24 protein-coding genes and 2 pseudogenes are annotated in these 20,211 nt (G+C 40.0%); 22 read left to right on the top strand and 4 right to left on the bottom strand.

All coding sequences use genetic code 11. From position 1 onward, the window contains the following. Positions 1-5: 5 nt before the first annotated feature. The 4 genes from OGM16_16165 to OGM16_16150 all read right to left on the bottom strand — a co-directional run bounded on the left by OGM16_16165 (position 6) and on the right by OGM16_16150 (position 3,841). Positions 6-719, bottom strand: coding sequence for an antirestriction protein ArdA (locus OGM16_16165; GenBank protein ID UYJ46306.1), 714 nt, complete (start codon positions 717-719; stop codon positions 6-8). A 4-nt stretch (positions 720-723) separates the two neighbouring features. Continuing rightward, the gene (locus OGM16_16160; GenBank protein ID UYJ46305.1) at positions 724-1,809 is read right to left on the bottom strand and encodes a DNA cytosine methyltransferase; all 1,086 of its coding nucleotides are present in this window, start codon (positions 1,807-1,809) and stop codon (positions 724-726) included. Then, positions 1,796-2,152: a hypothetical protein gene (locus OGM16_16155; GenBank protein UYJ46304.1), complete on the bottom strand. Its 357-nt coding sequence runs from the start codon at positions 2,150-2,152 to the stop codon at positions 1,796-1,798. Before OGM16_16155 ends, OGM16_16160 begins: the two co-directional genes overlap by 14 nt. A 309-nt stretch (positions 2,153-2,461) precedes the next feature. Next, on the bottom strand, positions 2,462-3,841 hold the full coding sequence (locus OGM16_16150; protein ID UYJ46303.1) for a ParB/RepB/Spo0J family partition protein: 1,380 nt from the start codon (positions 3,839-3,841) through the stop codon (positions 2,462-2,464). Between the two features lie 186 nt (positions 3,842-4,027). On the opposite strand from OGM16_16150, the pseudogene OGM16_16145 reads away from it, so the two are divergent. The 22 genes and pseudogenes from OGM16_16145 (at position 4,028) to OGM16_16040 (ending at position 19,670) form a co-directional block, all read left to right on the top strand. Next, positions 4,028-4,231 (top strand): annotated as a pseudogene (locus OGM16_16145) (tyrosine-type recombinase/integrase). Positions 4,232-4,385: 154 nt separating this feature from the next. After that, positions 4,386-4,877: a hypothetical protein gene (locus OGM16_16140; GenBank protein ID UYJ46302.1), complete on the top strand. Its 492-nt coding sequence runs from the start codon at positions 4,386-4,388 to the stop codon at positions 4,875-4,877. Between the two features lie 420 nt (positions 4,878-5,297). Then, positions 5,298-5,606 (top strand): type II toxin-antitoxin system RelB/DinJ family antitoxin, encoded by a 309-nt coding sequence (locus OGM16_16135; GenBank protein ID UYJ46301.1) that lies wholly within the window; start codon positions 5,298-5,300, stop codon positions 5,604-5,606. 46 nt (positions 5,607-5,652) lie between these two features. After that, positions 5,653-5,829, top strand: a complete 177-nt coding sequence (locus OGM16_16130) for a hypothetical protein (GenBank protein UYJ46300.1) — start codon at positions 5,653-5,655, stop codon at positions 5,827-5,829. After that, on the top strand, positions 5,789-6,028 hold the full coding sequence (locus OGM16_16125; protein UYJ46299.1) for a hypothetical protein: 240 nt from the start codon (positions 5,789-5,791) through the stop codon (positions 6,026-6,028). The genes OGM16_16130 and OGM16_16125 overlap by 41 nt, the downstream gene beginning before the upstream one ends. Positions 6,029-6,040: 12 nt before the next feature. Beyond that, positions 6,041-6,409, top strand: coding sequence for a hypothetical protein (locus OGM16_16120; protein UYJ46298.1), 369 nt, complete (start codon positions 6,041-6,043; stop codon positions 6,407-6,409). Positions 6,410-6,790: 381 nt separating this feature from the next. Beyond that, positions 6,791-7,804: a hypothetical protein gene (locus OGM16_16115; GenBank protein UYJ46297.1), complete on the top strand. Its 1,014-nt coding sequence runs from the start codon at positions 6,791-6,793 to the stop codon at positions 7,802-7,804. A gap of 87 nt (positions 7,805-7,891) precedes the next feature. Next, positions 7,892-8,530, top strand: a complete 639-nt coding sequence (locus OGM16_16110; GenBank protein ID UYJ46296.1) for a hypothetical protein — start codon at positions 7,892-7,894, stop codon at positions 8,528-8,530. Between the two features lie 73 nt (positions 8,531-8,603). After that, positions 8,604-8,819: pseudogene (locus tag OGM16_16105) on the top strand (hypothetical protein). A 75-nt stretch (positions 8,820-8,894) separates the two neighbouring features. Further along, positions 8,895-9,887, top strand: coding sequence for a WYL domain-containing protein (locus tag OGM16_16100; GenBank protein ID UYJ46295.1), 993 nt, complete (start codon positions 8,895-8,897; stop codon positions 9,885-9,887). Continuing rightward, positions 9,868-10,149 (top strand): hypothetical protein, encoded by a 282-nt coding sequence (locus tag OGM16_16095; GenBank protein UYJ46294.1) that lies wholly within the window; start codon positions 9,868-9,870, stop codon positions 10,147-10,149. Before OGM16_16100 ends, OGM16_16095 begins: the two co-directional genes overlap by 20 nt. Positions 10,150-10,208: 59 nt before the next feature. Continuing rightward, the gene (locus OGM16_16090; protein UYJ46293.1) at positions 10,209-10,460 is read left to right on the top strand and encodes a hypothetical protein; all 252 of its coding nucleotides are present in this window, start codon (positions 10,209-10,211) and stop codon (positions 10,458-10,460) included. A 671-nt stretch (positions 10,461-11,131) separates the two neighbouring features. Further along, positions 11,132-11,611: a hypothetical protein gene (locus OGM16_16085; protein ID UYJ46292.1), complete on the top strand. Its 480-nt coding sequence runs from the start codon at positions 11,132-11,134 to the stop codon at positions 11,609-11,611. A gap of 119 nt (positions 11,612-11,730) precedes the next feature. After that, on the top strand, positions 11,731-12,729 hold the full coding sequence (locus OGM16_16080; protein ID UYJ46291.1) for a hypothetical protein: 999 nt from the start codon (positions 11,731-11,733) through the stop codon (positions 12,727-12,729). Between the two features lie 121 nt (positions 12,730-12,850). Then, complete coding sequence (locus tag OGM16_16075) at positions 12,851-13,216, top strand: VOC family protein (GenBank protein UYJ46290.1); 366 nt, start codon at positions 12,851-12,853, stop codon at positions 13,214-13,216. Between the two features lie 15 nt (positions 13,217-13,231). After that, entirely contained in the window at positions 13,232-13,573 is a 342-nt protein-coding gene (locus OGM16_16070; GenBank protein ID UYJ48490.1) for an arsenate reductase family protein, read from the top strand. Between the two features lie 21 nt (positions 13,574-13,594). Next, entirely contained in the window at positions 13,595-16,090 is a 2,496-nt protein-coding gene (locus tag OGM16_16065) for a DEAD/DEAH box helicase family protein (protein ID UYJ46289.1), read from the top strand. A gap of 46 nt (positions 16,091-16,136) precedes the next feature. Then, positions 16,137-16,724, top strand: coding sequence for a class I SAM-dependent methyltransferase (locus OGM16_16060; GenBank protein UYJ46288.1), 588 nt, complete (start codon positions 16,137-16,139; stop codon positions 16,722-16,724). A gap of 68 nt (positions 16,725-16,792) precedes the next feature. After that, positions 16,793-17,317: a flavodoxin family protein gene (locus tag OGM16_16055; GenBank protein UYJ46287.1), complete on the top strand. Its 525-nt coding sequence runs from the start codon at positions 16,793-16,795 to the stop codon at positions 17,315-17,317. A 2-nt stretch (positions 17,318-17,319) separates the two neighbouring features. After that, positions 17,320-17,916, top strand: coding sequence for a class I SAM-dependent methyltransferase (locus OGM16_16050; protein ID UYJ48489.1), 597 nt, complete (start codon positions 17,320-17,322; stop codon positions 17,914-17,916). 170 nt (positions 17,917-18,086) lie between these two features. Continuing rightward, a complete protein-coding gene (locus tag OGM16_16045) occupies positions 18,087-18,578 on the top strand; it encodes an exonuclease domain-containing protein (protein ID UYJ46286.1) in 492 nt (163 codons plus the stop codon). A 102-nt stretch (positions 18,579-18,680) separates the two neighbouring features. Further along, a complete protein-coding gene (locus OGM16_16040; GenBank protein UYJ46285.1) occupies positions 18,681-19,670 on the top strand; it encodes a WYL domain-containing protein in 990 nt (329 codons plus the stop codon). The last annotated feature ends 541 nt before the right edge of the window (positions 19,671-20,211 follow it).

The raw sequence follows: 20,211 nt of genomic DNA, 5'->3' as shown, positions 1-20,211 counted from the left end.
AAGTCTTACCGTTCTTCATGGGAAGGCCCCGCCTTGTTCTTCTTCGGAGCGGGCGGGGTCTCTTGAAACCGTTTGAGTGCGGCGAGAATGGAGTGGACAGGCTCGGCCTTTTCGGGATAGGCAAATATCCGGTGTTCCGGCGGAATGTCCTGCGGCCCGTGGTAATACTCCTTGAAGCCCTCCGGGACTGCCGACACATACCCACCGGGAGCGAATACGCCGCCCTCGTTGATACGCACATCCCGCCCGTATGCCTCATAATCGAAGTAGTTCTGAATGTGCTCCGGTATGTCGATAGTCCCAAGCTCGTCGGCGTACAGACGGCCCAGCCCTTCATCATCGGAAATATCCGGGTAAAAGCGGTAAAGGTCAAGGTTCTGCGTCAGGTTTATCAAATCCTTCACGCTCCTTGTGTGGTTTCCTAAGACAAGAGCGGCTTCAAAGGTTTCCAGTCCGCCCTTATCCCGTACTTCCACCAGAGCGTGGCCCAGCTCGTTCAGCTCGTCGATGTCCTCACATTCGTAGAGATGATCGTAGAGCCCCAGCACATCACTGTCAAAGCTGGTAAAGAACACTTCGCTGTACCGTTTCCCGTCTATCCCGATTTTGGCAAGGGCGGCCTGCAACTCCTGTGTCGTCATGGGGAAATGTACCGTTGTCCCTACCTCGATCCCCATTAAGGGGTACAGGGCTGTATTGGTTATATAGGCTTCAAACATGGGCTTATTCCTCCTTTCCGACCCGGTCAGCCAGCACCTCATAGATCCCGGCCATAATGTAATCGGCACAAGGGAGGGCAATCGCATTTCCCAGCGCCTTGTAGCGTTGCAGAGGCCGGATCTCCATGCCGTCCGCCCCGTACTTTGTCCAGCCCTCCGGCAGCCCCATCAGCCGCTCGCTTTCCGTTTCCGTCAAGAAGCGGATACAGCCGCCCGCCGGGTCGCCCTCATACCAGAAGGCAAAGGGCGTTACATCACTGGCTAAAAGAGTGGGAAAAGGGTCAGTTGGTAATCCGAAGCTGTTTCGGAAGGCCGTTTCTTCCTGCCTTTTTGCCGCTCCCCGCATACGGAAGCACTGAAAGGGGTGGATGACTGGTATCTGCCGCCCTGTTTCAAAAGAAGCTGTTCGATCTCCTTCGGCGGCGGCCCGCCCGCCCTCTCCGCAAGGCGGAGGAAGTGGGAGCATTGGACGGGGCTTAAATAGTATGTCTGCGGCACGTCTGCCTCCAAAATCCGCCACGACGAAAATCCGCTGCCTTCGTGCCAGCCTTCGGGAGCCTGCCCAATACTGGGCGTCCATGAGCCGCCAGCACACATCAGGCGTTCCCCCTCGCACCATTCCGGCGTTTCCCCATCTTCCCGAAGGAGGCATTGGAACTTCGGTGTCCGAGAAAGCGGATAGGACGGCTCTAAAGTCCATCCGGTCATTTGTAGAAAACGCTCCCATGACGTTTTCCCAAACAGCGATAGCTGGATATAGGTTATCAGTAGCATCCCTCATTTCCTGTATGATACGAAACGCCTGATAGAACAGGCTTGATTTTGCCCCGGCAAGGCCGGAGCGGTTGCCGATCAGAGAAAGGTTCTGACAGGGAGAGCCGAAGGTAATTATATGGACAGGCGGGATTTTCCTGCCGTCCACCTTCGTAATATCTCCCAAATGCGCCATATCGGGAAAGTGCCTTTTGGTTATGGAGATGGGCGCTTTCTCAATCTCGCTGGCCCATACCGGACGGATACCGCACCGGGAGGCGGCCAGAGGGAACACGCCGATCCCGTCAAAAAGGCTCCCCAGCTTAATGTCCGGCATGGCCCGGGGTGCCGTGTCCCTTCACGGCAAGCACCCCTTCCAGCGTTGTCGCCGCAATGCCCAGCCGTCCGGCAACCGCAATATCGTTTTTTACATCCTCGTCCACAACGCTACCGCAGACGATCAGGGTATGGGAGCGCCGCAGCATATCCCGGCGCATATCGATCCCGGCCTTATGTTCCTCGGGAACGCTGTCATTCAAAAACAGCGGCAGGTACAAGAGCGGGCAGATCGGGGAAAAGCCCGCCTCATAAGCAAGACGGCAGTAGTGGGCCGCCAGCTCCATATCAACATCCGGCTCGCCGCTCCATGCGGCGGTCAGGTACGCTAAAGGTCGTTTCATTGGTTGAGCCTCCATTTCTGTTTTGGTTTAGGGAAAAGCAAGGTATCGCCCAACCCCTCCGCCCCTTCCCCCGGGAAGGGGAACGGCTCTGGAGAATTTATATCCCCGTCGCTTGACCGGGAAAAAGCATAACCGGGAGAAATCCGTCAAGGGTGCCTCCGGCACCGCCTGCGGCGGCGCTGCCCTTGACTGATTTTCCCGGCTATGCTACGGAATAACTGGCGACGGGGAATCATTTATATCTCCAGAGCTTCGGGGCGCGGGGCAGAGCCCCGCAATCCTCGGGCCATGCTGACCCGAAGTTTTAGCTTACTTTTCCTGTTCGGTTTTCTTCTCCGGCTTTTCGTGTTCCTTCTGCTGACCCTTCCAGTCGTCCAGCAGCTTGATGATCTGATCCTTCATTTCCCTCGGCGTAGTTTCCTTGCCGAAATACTTGCTCAGTTCCGCACCTGTCAAAATCACTTTGTCTACCTCCTTTTTGTCCTCCATCATAATGCCGTCGATTACATCCCCGTTGAGCAGCTTCTTTTCGTCCAGCTCCCGCATACGCTTTGCCTGCGCCTGTGAAGGCGAGGACTGCTGGCTGTCAATGGCGACGGCGATATAGTTCTGGTTCTTCTTGCCGATATAGGAAAGTTCCACCGCCGTAGTAAAGCCCAGCTTTTTTTCATCCATCAGCTTCATCAGGTCGGGAACCAGCTCATTCAGCCGGATATACCGCTGCACCTGTTTGACTGCCATCTTGTTTCGCTCGGCCACGATCTCATTGGAGCGTTTGCCAGCGTCCTTCGGGTCAATCTGGCCCGAAGTGCGGGAGCCCTGGTGCTTGATAGCTTCAAGCTGCATTTTCAAGGCTTTGGCCCGCTCACTGGGGAGGATTTCTTCACGCTGGTTCAGATTGTCCTCTACCATCTGCGTGATGGCTTCATCATCCGTCAGGTTTCGGACGATACAGGGCATATCTGCATACCCGGCAAGCTCGCTGGCTTTTTGGCGGCGGTGGCCGGATACGATTTCATAGCCGCCATCCTCACGGGGACGGACAATAGCGGGCTGGGTAACTCCCTTGTCCTTGACGCTGGATACCATAGCCCGCATTTCTTCATCGTCCCGGACTTCAAAGGGATGGTTTTTGAAGGCGTGGAGTTCGTTCAGCTTGATATAGACGATCTGCTCCTTGCCCCGGCGTGGAGCATCCTTCGGCTTATCGGGTTCCTTTGGAGCGGGAGCGGCCTGTACCGGTGGAGCTGCTTTTTTCTCCGGTTCCTTTTTGACCGCATTTCCCGGTTTCTGTGCAGGAGCTTTGGGCTTCGGAGCGGCGGCCTTGTCCTTATCTGCTTTCGGGGGACGGCCCCGGCGCTTCGGCTGTTCCGGCTCTTTGGGTTTTTCCTCCGCTTTTTTCGGAACCTCCGGCTGCTTTTCCGGTTTCTCCGCTTTTGCCGGGTCAGGCTTTTCCCCGCCGGGAGCTGCCGCCCGTTCCTCGGCTTTCTTTTCCTTCATAATCTCAGCGAAGTTATAGACAGAAACCTGTGGGTTCTTTACCTCTGGCTCCGTCTTTTTTTCCGGTTCCGGGGAAACGGAAACCTTCTCCGGCTCTTTTGGGGGAGCGGGAGGCGTTTCCTTGTCCGGCCCGGTATCCGTTACCGGCTGTCCCGGCGTTTTTGTAGTTTTATCATCTGCCATAAGCATTTACCTCCTGTTTTTAGGCATGAAAAAAGGGGCTCAACTTTTCAGTCAAGCCCCCGTGGGAAGTTCCTCCTTTCTTCGCCATGATACAAAAATACCGCCCGTAGTCTCGTTTGGGCGGTACTTTGTGTAAGATTGGCAGTCCATTATTAAGTTTTTTATTATGTTCCCTTTGTACACCGTTGCAAACATTCTTTAAGACATACTTTTACAACAAGGATGTGTGAAGCAGGAGTAAATATCAAAGCTATGCAGGAGATTCTCGGACATGCTGATGCAGAAACCACTTTGGACATCTATGCTGAAGCTACAAAGGATTTAAAAAAATCTGAACTTATTAATTTTGAGGAATATTTTAATCGTCAAAAGATGGCTCACTCAGGTAATGCATAAAGCCGCGACCTTGCGACCAATGTGCGACCGAGTTGCGACCACTTATAATGATTTGGGTGTATTTGTATAATCAGAGGCAGAAACAGGATGTACAGCAGTGCAGATATAAACAGTTACAAAGAGTTATTTACAAATTCGGGAGAATTTCCCTACCATGAAGACACAGGGCGCTGCAAAGAACGAAGCAAACAATGCAGCACAGGCAGCTGAAGCAGCAGACAGCCAGACAGCAGGAGATAACAACGGATTCTTTACACCAAATGAGAAAATCGATTTCTCCAAGGTAAAAGTAGAGCCATTATTTGAAGAGCAGGTTGATTTTGATACCTTCTCCAAGTCCGATTTCCGTGCTGTGAAGGTAAAAGCCTGCGAAGCAGTTAAGAAATCCAAGAAGCTTCTTCAGTTCACTCTGGATGATGGAACCGGCACAGACCGCACCATCTTAAGCGGCATCCATGCTTACTATGAGCCAGAAGAACTGGTTGGCAAGACACTGATCGCCATCACAAACCTGCCTCCAAGAGCTATGATGGGTATTGAATCCTGCGGTATGCTCTTAAGCGCAGTATGCGAGGAAAATGGAGAAGAGAAGCTGAACCTTCTGATGGTTGATAACCATATTCCAGCGGGTGCGAAGCTGTACTAATTCCTAAATATTTTGTGTAAAGTGTATATAAAAGGCAAATGGCGTCGTAACCGGCGTCATTTGCTTTTGGCACACGGTAAATACACAAAGCTACTTCTGTTATGGTTGGAGTAGATGAATAAAGAGTGATCGTATAGTTTCTAAAAAACAGATCATAAAATGTAAGAGAGCAGGCAAACTGAGAGATTGGTTTGCCTGCTTTTTATTTAAATGCCGTGAATTGTCAAAGTGCTCCGGCTACTGAAAAGTAATTGGATAATTTTTACTATGGCTGAAATTTGAACGCTTACATTTAACGTGGAGGCTGTTTATAAAAATATAGGCAGTCGTTTAAGCTGAAAATGAGATTTAAAAAGATTACGAACTGCATGCAATTCGCAGTCGAATGAAATACAATGAAGAAAAAAGGAGGCTATATCTATGGCAAGAACAGCAAATGTATTTGCACGTGTTGAGCCTGAAGTGAAAGAACAGGCAGAACAGGTGCTTGATCGACTTGGTATTCCAATGTCCAATGCGGTAGGAATGTTTCTGAGACAGATTGTACTCCAGAGAGGAATTCCTTTTGAAATGAAACTTCCGGCTTATGAAGAACCCGTTGCGTATGGTTCTCTTAAAAAGAAACAGTTCGATGCAGAAATAGAAAAAGGTATGGAAGATATTAAAGCTGGCAGAGTGTATTCAGCAGATGAAGTTGAAGCAGAAATGAAACGGGAATTTGGTATATGAAATATAGAGTGATGTATACAGCAGGAGCCAAAAGGAGATGCCGTGCATGGGATGTGTACGTAAAGATGTAGAAAAAGAATTAGGAATAAGTAAATTTGGATTGACAGAAAATATCGAAAGGCATATTATAATAGCACAAGGTGGGATTTCCCACACAAATACTTGCGTAGGAGGTGTTGATAATGGAAGCAATGAAAGATTATGTTGCTCATCTGGACAATAAAAAAAGGATTACCCTTAGAGGAGCTGCTTATCAGTATTATAATGTAAAAGAATATGGAAATGGCTGCATTATTCTGGAACCTCGAAAGCTGGCAGTGCCAGAGAGTATTTCAGCCAGAACCCTGGCAGATATGGATCGTGCAGTAAGTAACTTTAAAAGAGGAGAAGTTTCTCCAATTATTGACCTATCAGATTTTTAAAAGGAACAAAGAATGAACTTTAATATACGAATGGGAATTCCTGAAATGCAGGAACTTTGGTTAGATCTGCAGGAGAAATATCGTTCTGGGAATATAAAAAAGAAGGAAGAACAGTTGTATAAAAAATGGGGAAAGGCTTTAAAGCTGTTATCGGCAGATCCGGGGTATCCAAGTCTTCAAACCCATGAGATAGAGCCATTATCCAAACGTTATGGAATGAAAGAGTGGCAGTCTTACCTGGAAAATAAAACCAGTGGCGCAATGAGAATGTACTGGGTTTATGGACCAGACCAGAAAGATATTACGATTATCGGACTGGAACCACACCCGGAAGATAAGAAAAATGGCGCATATGACCGAATTTTACTGTCGGATTTATAGAATAAAACTGAATATGGAACTTAATACGAGCAGTTAGTCTATGAAAAAATAGGTTAGCTGCTTTTTATTTAAATGCCATGTAAAGTGCAATATCCTTTGACGGTGTTTTTATGCCCCACCTATTGCAATACATTGTAGCCATCGAAGAAAAAATGTGTTTTTAAAGAAGATGATATTTCTGCAACAAAGACAGAGTTGGAATTGTCTGGATTGTTTGAGGAGCCAACGACAAAGGAGAAGAACTTGATGGATGATAATGTGCAAAAGAAAGAGATGCTTTCATACTTATTTATCAATATCAAATGGAACCAGGAACCTGGAACGGAAGATCTGGAGCATAGAGAACCGTTTCAGATTGGTGTTATTGCAGCAGACAGAAATATGCAGAAAATCAAGATTTTTTCAAGGGGAATCCGGTTAAGTAATATCAAAAGTGCAAATCCAGTAAATCTGCGGCTTTGTCATACAACGGAAACAAATGTAATGATGGGAAAGTCAAAGGAAGAGGTGTATCATATTTTTGATCAGACGTTCCCTGAATATAGGTACATTATTGTTTGGAACAGAGATACGTATAATTTGTGGAAGCGTGATATGATACAGTGCAAAATCCGGATCAGGAAGCACAAGGCTATTTTTTTACAGGAAGTACTTGGAAGTACGGCTGACAATGAAGTGAGAAAAATAGGATTTAAAAGCGCGTTAGAATATTCAAAAATAGAGTATGATTCTGCTTATTTAAACAATGCAAAGCATGATGTAAACTATTTGTATCAGCTGTATTGTACATGTTATAAACAATATCGTTTTTTGACAGCAGATGATTATTGTATTGCGAATACAATAACTTATAAATTGCACGCCTGCGGATGTCGATATGCGAAAGCTTTAAAGATAGAAAATACTGTGTTGGAGTCACAAAGTGCTGTGTTTTTGGGGTATACTGCATGCAGAGTATGTAAGCATATGCTGATTTGGAATCAGCTGAAATGGGACCAGAAAATAATTAAGACAGCAAGAAGCCAAAGAGAGGAAAGGTTACGAAATCTTCTTTTGTCAGAAGATGCAATAGAAGAGATCTGTAGATATTTTGGTTTTTCTTACAATATTAGCAATGAAATGGTGTTTATTAAAACAGCAATTTCGAGCTGGATCGTTTATTTTCGTGAGGGAAAAGTATACAAACTTTATCATGAAAGTTTTACTGTAAGCAGATCGCTATATATGAAAATGCAAAAAAAGAAATGTTTGGAAGGATACCATCAGCAGAAATTAATATCCAAGAATTTTTTTGATGTGGCGTCATACATAAAATATCATGATGCAGGTGCCACAAAAAGAATGGTGAAAAAGAACAGGATGGAACAGTTATTTGCAAAGATTCATTCGTATTGATTCTTAATAAAGAGTGCTGGGATGGTATTTTTATAGAACACCTTATCCTGCATTCTATCTATATCAAAATAAAGGAGGAAACAGGAAATGGACGTAGTTGTAAGCATGATGCCATCAAAAAGAAGAAAAGTGTATCACAGGCCGAATTGTGTTTATGTAGAGAAAATGAAGCCAGGAAACAGAATGATGATTTCTGAAAAACTGGCAATTAGCAAGCGGTTTTGCCGCTGTAAGTATTGTGGTGGTTTGCGTGGCGAAGTTCGAACGAAAGAAATGATTGAGACTTGGGAAAAAGAATACAAACTTTCAATCAATTACGTGAAGAAAACAGATACCTTATATGTGCGGACCACTATAGGCTGTTGGAAGATCTTTTTGAAGAAAGAGATTGACCAATACCTTCTTTATCATAAAAATACCTATAATAATCAAATGCCATTTGATCAGGCAATGCGGGGAGATTATCATCGCCAGAGAGATGTAAAACCTACATTGTCATTACATAAGCTGATCAATTATATAGCTGCACACGATAAAGCAAAAATTGCGATTATGGAGGATTATCGAAAGCTTCCCAAGTCTACTGCAAAACAAAGAAAATATTATAGACAGGCAGAAGGAAAATTCAAACGCTTAGAAAGAAAACAGTCCCAGATCCGACTGGAAAATTTATTTAAAAGTATTGAAGCACAAGATCCATCTATTTGTAAATTGGCGCTTGGTTAATAGCAAATATAGGAATGTGAAAAAGACCTGCTTCGGGAACAAAACATAAAAATATGAAAAGCGTATCAGATTAAAAATCGGGTATGCGGCGAACAGTTTTCATACAGTGATAGGAGAATCTATGAGCGCCGGGCGATTATACGATAAAATCGGAGACATTGCTTATGCAAAAATAGTATTAGTTACACCTGCAGGAATCATATGTAAGGTTTGTAAAAAGAGTCTCATAAGTGAACTGGAAGATACGAAAGCGTACCTAAATGGTATAAGAATAAAGGGAAAAGTATAGAGAAGTTAAAAGATGCCCCACATGTTTTCTGAGTATGGTATACTTAATTTATCATGCGAAGGGGGGATGGAAAGTATGCCAAAAGGAAGTAATCAGAAATTTAAACTTTACCGGTTGGCTCAGATCATGCTGGAACGGACTGATGAGGAGCATTATATCTCTATGCCGGAAATTATGGCAGCACTGTCAGAATACGATGTGACAGCAGACCGGAAAAGCATCTATAATGATTTGCGGGATTTAAGCGTCTTTGGTATTGAAGTAGAAGGAGAACCCATCGGAAATCGGTATCATTATCATGTTACCAATCGGTCTTTTGAATTGCCAGAGCTGAAGCTTTTGGTGGATGCGATCCAGTCTTCCAAATTTATTACGGAAAAGAAATCATATGCATTGATTAAAAAACTGGAAACACTGGCCAGCAAGTATGATGCGCAGAAGCTACAGCGGCAGGTTTATGTATCAGGAAGAATTAAGACGATGAATGAAAGCATCTACTATACGGTTGATGCGATCCATAATGCAATTTCAGAAAATAAGAAGATTAAATTTCAGTATTTTCAGTGGAATGCCAAAAAAGAAATGGAACTTAGGCATAATGGAGCATGGTATCACATCAGTCCCTGGGGATTATCCTGGGATGATGAAAATTATTACCTGGTAGGATATGATACAGATGCCGGAATGATTAAACATTACCGTGTAGACAAGATGTTACATATCAAGATATCAGATGAATCAAGAGAAGGAAAAGAACACTTTAAAAAGCTGGATATGGCGGATTATGCAAAGAAGAGTTTTGGAATGTTTGGAGGAAAAGAGCAGACCGTAAAACTATCAGTGCATAATAAGCTGGCAGGAGTGATCATTGATCGGTTTGGGAAAGATGTGATGATGATCCCGGCAGATGAAGAGCATTTTAATGTCAACGTGGATGTACGTGTCAGCAGACAGTTTCTGGGTTGGGTGTTCTCACTGGGATCGGATATTCAGATTGTAGGCCCGGATGATGTAGTAGAACAAATGCGGAAGGAAATTGCCAGATCAGTTGAGCAATACAGAACATAATCTTATCGACATTAGCGGATCTTCCTATAGAAGCAAATCATCTGGAAACTCCTATCGGGAGACATCCGGCAGTTTAAGCAGTGGCAGCTACAGTAGTAAACCAAAATCAGCGAATAAACCAACATATAATTCTTATGATTCCTATGATGATGGATATGACGATGTTTATATGGATGGGGATTATGATTATGATAGATATGATCGAGACAGTGACTACGCGGATGGTGTAGATGACGCAATGGATGAACTGGGGGAAGATTGATTTAAAAGAAGCACCATTTATTGCAAAGAGATATACTTGCAAAAGGAGGAAATGTATTATTGTTCAGAAAATATGTTGAAATATATAATACCTTAAATTTAGAAAAATTCTTTGCTGCAAAAGAAATTCTTGCTAGTAATAGCATCCAGTATAAAGACACCAGTGTGAACAATCAATTAAGGCTTGCCCTTAACAATATTCGTGGAGATAATTATTTATTATCTCGTGATGGAACTGTAAAAACAAACTATCGGCTATCTGTTGAAAAAAATGATGAGCAAAAGGCTAGACTGCTTCTCAATAATGTTTAATTAAATCAAGAAACTCGTGAAATATGATAGAAGTTTTGATTGGGGAATTAGCCTCTGCAGGTGGAACTGAAATTGTATTGGCAGCAGGAGAACAATTTTTTTAAATTGAAATATCCAAAAACTGTCGAAGTCTTCTATGGTATGGATAGGCGTTACATGACCGAAGTTGAAGAGAAAATGAGCAGAGCTGAGAATGGACATTTCTAATAAGGACATGCCTAAAGCAGGCGATAGAAATAGAAGGAAAGTATGGTATCTGCACATTAAAAGAAAAGTTGGGGAATGGTACTGTGTTTGCTGTTGAGGTAGACGGAGCAAATGATGAAAATTCTTTTTGTAAGGATGGATATGTTATTAAGATATTAACTGTTAATGAAATAAAAAGTGCAGAGGAACAAGAGAAACGCAGGTAGCGATTTCAACGAGATATAAAACCTACAAACCTACAAATTACATTCATCTGGCCGCATCTATTAGTAGACTGGGTAATCTGGCAATGAATATGCATATTGACAAGGAAAAAAGTATGGAGAATGCGAAGAGTGGAAACAGCTAAGGAAATACTGAAGGTAAGAGAAGATAAAATGAGGACGATGGGGCGTATTATTACGTCCGTTTTTGACGTGTAACAATATGTAAGGTGGTATAATAAAAAGGATGGGGGAGCTCTTGTGTTGACCACACCATTAGGAGATATTGAAATATATATAGATAATGAAAAGGTGGAGTATGCAGTAAAGAATATTGGAGCATCAGAGAGATTATGTCCTGATGTCAGAGGAAGATTTTGCATTGAAATATCATATGAGCCAGATGGCAAGCAGCACACAATTTCTTGCAAGATAAAGAAATACCATGCATCGAGTAGAGATGAAATTGAACCAGGAGAATGTTTAGAATTAAAATCATTCTATAGAGAAAATACAAAATTGTCGATAGGTATGGAAGGAGAAGCAGGATATTATTCTGACGGAACACGAGCAACCAATACTTATGATTATGATAATGACTATATGGAAGATGGCGTTTTATATCAAATTATGAGAGATACTAAGACAACAAAGTTCGTATTTGGAATTGCGTGGATTGATAATGTAACAGCAGAAAATGATGTGCAGACATGGTATGGTGCAGATCCAACATTATTTTAATAAAAGAGCGAAGGGGCTTCTCATGGGAAAACTATTTAAGGATAAACTAAAAAATCATATTACTAAATTCGCGAAATTTACATTTTGTGTAATGAATACTATTCGAGGAGGAATTTGATATGACAGATTCAATGAAAAACAATGATGTTAAAGAGAGCGAAATCAAAGAAAAAAAGAATATGGGTGAGTCTGTAAAAGGAATGGCAAAATCAATAGGCTCCAAAGCAAACCTGGTTGTAAAGAAATCGTCAGAATCTCTGGAAAAATCAAAGGAAGCAGTATTTAGCGCTGTTGATGTAAATGGTGACGGGCAAATTGATATCGAAGATGTTATACTGATGGCGTTTAAGGTTCCGAGTGTAAGTATCAAACGTGACAACTTTCTTAGAAAAGAACTGAAAAATAAATATCCAGAGGAAGTTATTGAAAAAGCAGTAGACCAGACGCCTATGATCGCTTGTATCAAGCAGAAGGATATTGATAAGATTGCCGATTCCATAATACAGAATGAACGGTTAAAAGTTTCAGGTATATCAGCAGCATTAGGTGCACCTGGTGGAGCAGCAATGGCTGCAACTATTCCGACAGATATAGCCCAATATTATGGATGTTTATTAAGAGTGGCACAAAAACTGTTGTATCTGTATGGATTTCCGCAGATAGAATATAAGGAAAATGAGCAAGCATTCGACACGGAAACAATGAACCAGATTATATTGTGTATGGGCGTCATGTTTGGAGTTGCAAATGCGAAGAATGCATTGCTGGCAATGGCAAGAGCATTAGGATCTGGTGTTGAAAAGCAGCTGGTAAAAAAAGCATTAACTAAAGGAACCATATATCCGATTGTAAAGAGCATAAGCAAGTGGTTTAGTGTTAGAATGACCAAAGAAATATTTGCAGGGTTCTTCAAAAAAGCGATTCCTGTGGTCGGAGGCATGATTGGAGGAGGTTTAACATATGCAACCTTTAAGCCATGCTGTACAAAACTTAAAAATGTCCTTGAAGATACATACTTAAGTAATCCGGATTATGATAAAAAAGAAGATATCATAATAGATGTTGAAGATGCAGATGTAGAAAAATATGGCAGGCTGCCGTTACATGTTGAGCAATAAATACCGGATGTTCCTTTGAAGGATGAATTCATTTTGTGCATCAGTGGTTTATTTGGAAAGGCAAATAAAAGCAAATCATTAAGAATATTCAATTAACCTAAGAAAAGTGGCAGGTGAAACTATGAGACTTAAAAATGTTTTGATTGCTGTTAATGATATGGACAAAGCAATCAGGTTTTATAAAGAAATATTTGGTCTGCAAGTAATCTTAAATCAAGATGGAAATGTAATTCTGTCAAAGGGACTGGTGCTGCAGGATGCAAAGATATGGAAGAAATTTTTGGAAAAAGAGCTGATTCCCAAGAATAATATGTCAGAATTATATTTCGAAGAGCCTGATGTAGAAGCTTTTGTGAGACGGCTGGAAAAATCAGATTTTGAGATTGAATTTGTTAACAAATTACTGATACATAGCTGGGGACAGAAGGTGGTCAGATTTTACGATCTAGATGGGAATCTTATTGAGGTTGGAACGCCAGTGAATTAGGAGATGTATTATATGATGAACATACAAATATTTGGCACGAAGAAGTGCAATGAGACAAAGAAAGCCGAGCGCTTTTTCAAAGAACGTGGAATTAAGTATCAGTTTGTAGATATGAAAGAAAAAGGCATGAGTAAAGGCGAATTCATGTCAGTTGCGCAAGTGAATGGTGGAATAGAAAATATGATCAACTGGGATGGAAAGGATCAGGATACACTTGCACTGATCAGATATATTGCAGATGAAGACAAGTTGAAGAAAATTTTGGAAAATCCTTTTGTGATTAAGACGCCGGTTGTCAGAAATGGAAAACAGTCAACTTTGGGATATCAGCCTGAGGTGTGGAAAAAATGGCAATAGGCTAAATGGGAGGGGAGCAAATTGGCTGGGCTTAATTTCGCAAATGAATTAGAAAATCTGGAATATTCGTATTCTACAGATGTTATGACTGGTGGTAGTGACAAAAAGATGTATTTATATTATCAACTGATCAGTAGTTTGAAAAGGGCTGACAGTGTGGATATTATAGTTTCGTTTTTGATGGAGTCAGGCGTAAAAATGCTTATAGCAGAGCTTGAAAATGCGTTAAAACGTGGGGCGAAAATTCGAATACTGACTGGTAACTATCTGGGAATTACTCAGCCATCAGCACTTTATCTTATTAAAAATAAATTAAAAGATAGAGTAGATCTTCGGTTTTACAATGAAAAAGGACGATCATTTCATCCTAAATCATATATTTTTCATTATAAATCTTATAGTGAGATATACATAGGATCTTCCAACATTTCAAGGAGTGCTTTAACATCAGGGGTTGAATGGAATTATAGATTTAGCAGTCAGACCGATAAAAATAATTATGATAAATTTTATCAGACATTTGAGGAGTTATTTCAAAATCATTCGATTATCGTAGATGATGAGGAATTAAAACGATACTCTAAGAATTGGCACAGCCCAGCTGTTGCAAAAGATATAGAACGATATGATAGTTTTGATGATGAAAATACAAATAGAGTTATAAATATTTTCGAGCCGAGAGGTGCGCAGATAGAAGCGTTATGCGCTTTGGAAAATACCAGAGCAGAAGGGGCGAATAAGGCACTTATTCTGGCGGCAACAGGAGTTGGGAAAACATATTTAGCGGCATTTGACTCAAAAGATTATAAAAGAGTGTTGTTTGTAGCGCATCGTGAAGAAATTCTAAAGCAGGCAGCAGTGTCTTTTTGCAATGTGCGGAACTCAAAAGATTATGGATTTTTTAATAGTAACGAAAAATCAACAGATAAGGCAGTAGTATTTGCCTCGGTTTATACTCTGGGCAAAAAGGAATATCTAGATAAATCATATTTTGCTCCGGATTACTTTGATTATTTAATAATTGATGAATTTCATCATGCTGTCAATGAGCAATATAGAAATATAGTGGAATATTTTAAACCAAAGTTCATGCTTGGACTGACGGCAACTCCGGAACGGATGGACGGCAGAAATATATATGAAATATGTGATTATAACGTACCATATGAAATTACATTAAAAGAAGCTATAAACAAAGGAATACTTGTTCCATTTCATTATTATGGGATTTTTGATTCTACAGATTATTCAAAACTTCATGTAGTGAAAGGAAGATATAATGAAAAAGAGCTTAATGAGACTTATATTGGAAATGTTACTAGATATGATTTAATCTACAAGTATTATTGTAAATACGGCTCTAAACAAGCATTAGGTTTTTGCTGTTCTAGAGCTCATGCAGAGGCGATGGCACATGAATTTAGTAAAAGAGGCATACCATCGGCTGCGGTTTATAGCAATTCAAATGGAGAATATTCGAAGAATAGAGAAGATGCCATAAATAAATTAAAAAATGGAGAAGTGCGGGTAATTTTTTCTGTTGACATGTTCAATGAAGGCGTGGATATTACATCTGTTGATATGGTTATGTTTCTTCGTCCCACTGATTCACCAGTTGTGTTTTTGCAACAGCTTGGAAGAGGACTTCGTAAGAACTGGGGGAAAGAATATTTAAATGTGCTTGATTTCATAGGGAATTATGAAAAAGCAGGAAAAATTCGATTTTTACTTACTGGAAATTATAACAATCACGATGGGCAATATGCCCTATCGGACCATTCAGACTTTCCGGATGATTGTATAATAGATTTTGATATGAAACTCATTGATCTTTTTACAGAAATGGATAAAAAGGGGATAAGGATTAAAGACCAGATATATAATGAATTTTTAAGAGTTAGGGAATTTCTTGGAAGGGTTCCGTCAAGAATGGATTTTTTTACATATGCGGATGATCAAATTTATGAATCTATGATTAAACATTCAAAGGAGAATCCATTTAAAAATTATCTGGGGTATTTGCATGATCTTAATTTATTATCACCAGGTGAAAATGTCTTATATTCTGGAGTAGGAAGAGAGTTTATTAACTATATTGAAACTACGAATATGTCAAAGGTTTATAAAATGCCGGTGCTTATAGCATTTTATAATCATGGAAAGATTCGAAAAAGTGTTACGGAGGAAGAATTGTTAGTAAGTTGGAAAGATTTTTTTTCAACAGGAACGAATTGGAAGGATTTGCAGGATGGTATAACATATGAAAAATATCGTTGCATTTCTGATAAAGAACATTTGAAGAAAATAATACAGATGCCGGTGAAATTTTTGTTGAAATCCGGAGTAGGATTTTTTGTTCAAAAGGAATACTCGGTATTATCACTTAGCGATGATTTGTGTGCTGCTATAGACAAGATTTCTATGAACAGTGATGTGTTTAAGTGCCATATGAAAGATGCAATAGAATACAGAATTATGGATTATTATCAGCGAAGATATAGAGATAATACCAATTAGATGTATGACCGTTATCAAATAAAAACATAACTAAAAGGCAGGAATAATGAATAGAACTCTTAATTATTATAATGAGAATAGCAAGGCTTTTATAGACTCTACACGAAATGTAGATTTTTCTATAATTCAAAATAAGTTTCTTAAGTGTCTTCCACAAGGAGCAAAGATACTTGATTTTGGATGTGGTTCAGGTCGTGATACAAAGTATTTCCTAGATAGGGGATATCTAGTAGATGCGATTGATGGTTCCGTAGAATTATGCAGACTAGCATCTGAATATACGGGTATTACAGTGAGAAACATGCTTTTTCAAGAACTCAATGAGAAGGAAAAATATGATGGGATATGGGCATGCGCCTCGATTCTTCACCTAAATAAGCAAGAAATACAGGCTGTTTTGAGAAAGATGTTGGCAGCACTGAAAGCTGACGGGATTATCTATACATCTTTTAAATATGGTGATTATGAAGGAATGAGAAATGAGCGGTTTTTTACCGATTTTACGGAAGAAACTTTTTGCAGATTTATAGAAAATGTAAAAGGGCTAAAGGTAAAATGCCAGTGGATAACAGGCGATGCAAGAAGTGACCGTTCGGATGAAAAATGGCTCAATCTGATATTAATAAGGGGATGAATTTGCCATAATAGAAATCTTGTGGTATTTTAAAACTATGAAAATCAAAAGAAAAGGAACATGTGTATATGAAAATATTAGTATTAAACGGAAGCCCAAGAAAAGGAAATTCAGTAGCAGCGATTAATGCATTTGTAGGTGGTGCTTCAAAAAAACATGAAGTGGAAGTTGTAGATGCCTATCAATTAAAAGTAAGTCCTTGTATGGGCTGCGGAGCCTGTCAATGCTATAAAGGCTGTGTTGCTAAGGATGATTCAAACATGATCGTTGATAAAATGGTGGCAGCAGATATGATCCTGTTTGTTTCTCCTGTATACTGGTGGGGAATTACTGCTCAGCTTAAGCTTGTTATTGATAAAGCATACTGCAAAGGTACACTTTTGAAAAACAAGAAAGTAGGCGTGATCATTGTAGGCGGATCTCCAGTAGGAAGCCAGCAATACGATCTGATCCGCGGACAGTTTAATTGTATTTCTAATTATCTGGGTTGGGATATTTTATTCCATAAAGATTATTATGCATCTGCAAAAGATGATCTTTTAAAAGACAAAGAAGCATTGGCTGAATTGGAAGCAGAAGGAAAAAATGTGTGATGATGGCTCAGATCGAAACACAGTGGGATAAAATATTAAAAATAAAAACAACTGGTCGGGATGACTCTCACTCAGATCAATATAATTATCCATATGAGCCAACACCATATTGTGTATTGGAAAGACTTGCCGGCAGCGGCTTAATCAGAAAGAAGAATACAGTATTGGATTATGGGACAGGGAAAGGCAGAGTATGCTTTTACCTGTCCTATCAAACTAGATGCCAATCCATAGGAATTGAATTTGATGAGAGAATTTACGCAGGAGCGAAAGAAAATCAGGAACATGCAGTATCAGCGGGGCGAACTTCTTTTATAAAAGCGAATGCCGAGAATTATACAGTTCCTACAGAGATTGACCGCTGTTATTTTTTTAATCCTTTTTCTGTAGAAATCCTTAAGGGAGTGCTGGCGAGGATATATGAATCTTATTACGAAAATCCAAGGGAAATAATTCTGTTTTTCTATTATCCGTCATCTGAATATATCAGTTATCTGATGACAGAAGACCATTTGTTGTTTTCAGATGAAATTAATTGTATGGATCTGTTTGAGGGTAATAACCAGAGAGAAAAGATTTTGATTTTTGAAGTAGTGTGATTATAGTGTTTATTAATCAGACGTTTTATTTAAATCTGGTTTGTAAATAGCAATTTATATATAATGACAATAAAAACGGTAAAAGTTTTTTCTTCGATTAAGATAAGTTGAAAAATTGCAATCAATTTGTTATATGTGTTGCATTTATCATTTGAGATCCGGAACACGGAGTGATCGATTATTTTATTGAGAATCTGACAGGTATCAAGAACAGTCAGGTTAAAAAGGCTCCTAAGCTGGATGAAGCACTGATACATATGATTGACTGGCTGGGAGAACGTGACTATAAAATCTACGCCTGGAGTGAATCGGATAGAAATCAGCTGCTACATGAAATCAAAGCAAAAAATATGACGGATGAAAGAATCTATGCATTCATGAAAGCTGAAAACTGGATCGACTATCAAGATGTATTTACGAAACGATTTGAATTGTCACGACAATTAAGTCTGGAAGAAGCACTGGGACGAGCCGAGATTGAACCAGAAGGTAAATTCCATGATGGTTTGGATGATGCAGTAAATACAGCATATCTGATCGAAAAATTGGAATTAAATCCAGAGTATCAACTGGTAAGTTATGAAATGCCGGATAAACCATCGGAACGTCTATGTAGTACATTAGGTGAATTTTTTACTGGTCTGGATCTGAATTTTGCATAAAAGGAGACATATAATGTAAAAAAAATTATGCAAAAAGATGCACAATATACTTCCTACCTGTGATATACTTAAAATATTGTTGGCAGAAGGGAGAAGTGTACTATGCCGAAAGGAACGAATCAGAAATTCAAGCTGTACCGACTGGCGCAGATTATGCTGGAAAAAACAGATGAAGAGCATTATATTACAATGTCGGAAATCATGGAGAGTCTGGCGGAATACGATATTACAGCTGACCGGAAAAGTATCTATGCGGACCTTCGTGATCTAAGTGTTCTTGGCATTGAAGTGGAGGGAGAACCTGTTGGAAACCGATACCATTATCATGTGGTTAACCGCATGTTTGAACTTCCAGAACTGAAACTTCTGGTAGATGCGATCCAGTCTTCCAAATTTATCACAGAAAAGAAAACCAATGCGCTGATTAAGAAGTTGGAAAAAATGGTCAGCGAATATGATGCACAGAAATTGCAGCGACAGGTATATGTGTCCGGAAGAATAAAGACAATGAATGAGAGCATCTACTACACAGTAGATACTATTCATAATGCAATTTCAGAAAATAAGAAAATAGAGTTCCAATATTATCAGTGGAATGTAAAAAAAGAAATGGAACTCAGACATAATGGAGCCTGGTATCATATTAGTCCATGGGGACTTTCGTGGGATGATGAAAACTACTATCTGGTAGGTTATGATTCGGAGGCGGAGAAGATCAAACATTACCGGGTAGACAAGATGCTTCATATCCGATTGTCTAGTGAGAACAGGGAAGGAAAAGAATTTTTTAATAAGCTGGATATGGCTGACTATGCGAAGAAAAGCTTTGGAATGTTCGGAGGAAAAGAACAAACTGTAAAACTACTGGTAAAAAACAATCTGGCAGGAGTTATCATTGACCGTTTTGGGAAAAATTTGATTTTGTTTCCAGCAGATGATGATCACTTTACTGTGAATGTAGATGTGCATGTCAGTAGGCAGTTCCTAGGATGGGCGTTTTCATTGGGGGACGGGATCAAAATTGTTGGGCCGGATGATGTGGTGGAGCAGATGCACACGGAAATTGAAAGGTTGACGGAACAATATTCGTAGTAAATAGATTTTTACTCTATTCCGTTGATAGGAGATAGAAATTCACTACACATGGAGGTTTTGTTATGGCTGACGTATGTCAGGGATTTGTTATATTAGGATATATGGACAGTGAACAGCCGAAAAGTAAACCAAGAAAACCAGGAAAAATTAAAATTATAGAATAGTGATTTTAATGGGAAGACTGACTAAGAATACATTCTTTCACGTACCTGTCAAATAAAAAGTATATCTGGTGATATACAGATTTCTGGAAACAAGAGCAGTATACCTTATTTTGTGTTATTTCTCAAAAAATGAGAATTATAAAGATTTAATTCTTTATTACAGATGTGTATTGTAAAAAATCATTTTGCTATACTGACAATATCAATAGGAAGGGTGAATATTAGCGAGGTGATCAGATGAATGCAGAACAGAGAATACGATTAATTGGGATAATAGAAAAGATTGAAAAAAATCCAGAATTCAGTAACAAGCTGGGATTGAAAAATACATTTTATCTTATATCAGAAAAATAACGAAAAAATAAATCACTCAT

Source organism: Lachnospiraceae bacterium, from assembly GCA_025758065.1.
Classification (GTDB): Bacteria; Bacillota; Clostridia; order Lachnospirales; family Lachnospiraceae; genus Enterocloster.
Note: the sequence above shows the minus strand (reverse complement) of the source record. Positions and strands in the feature narration are given on the sequence as shown.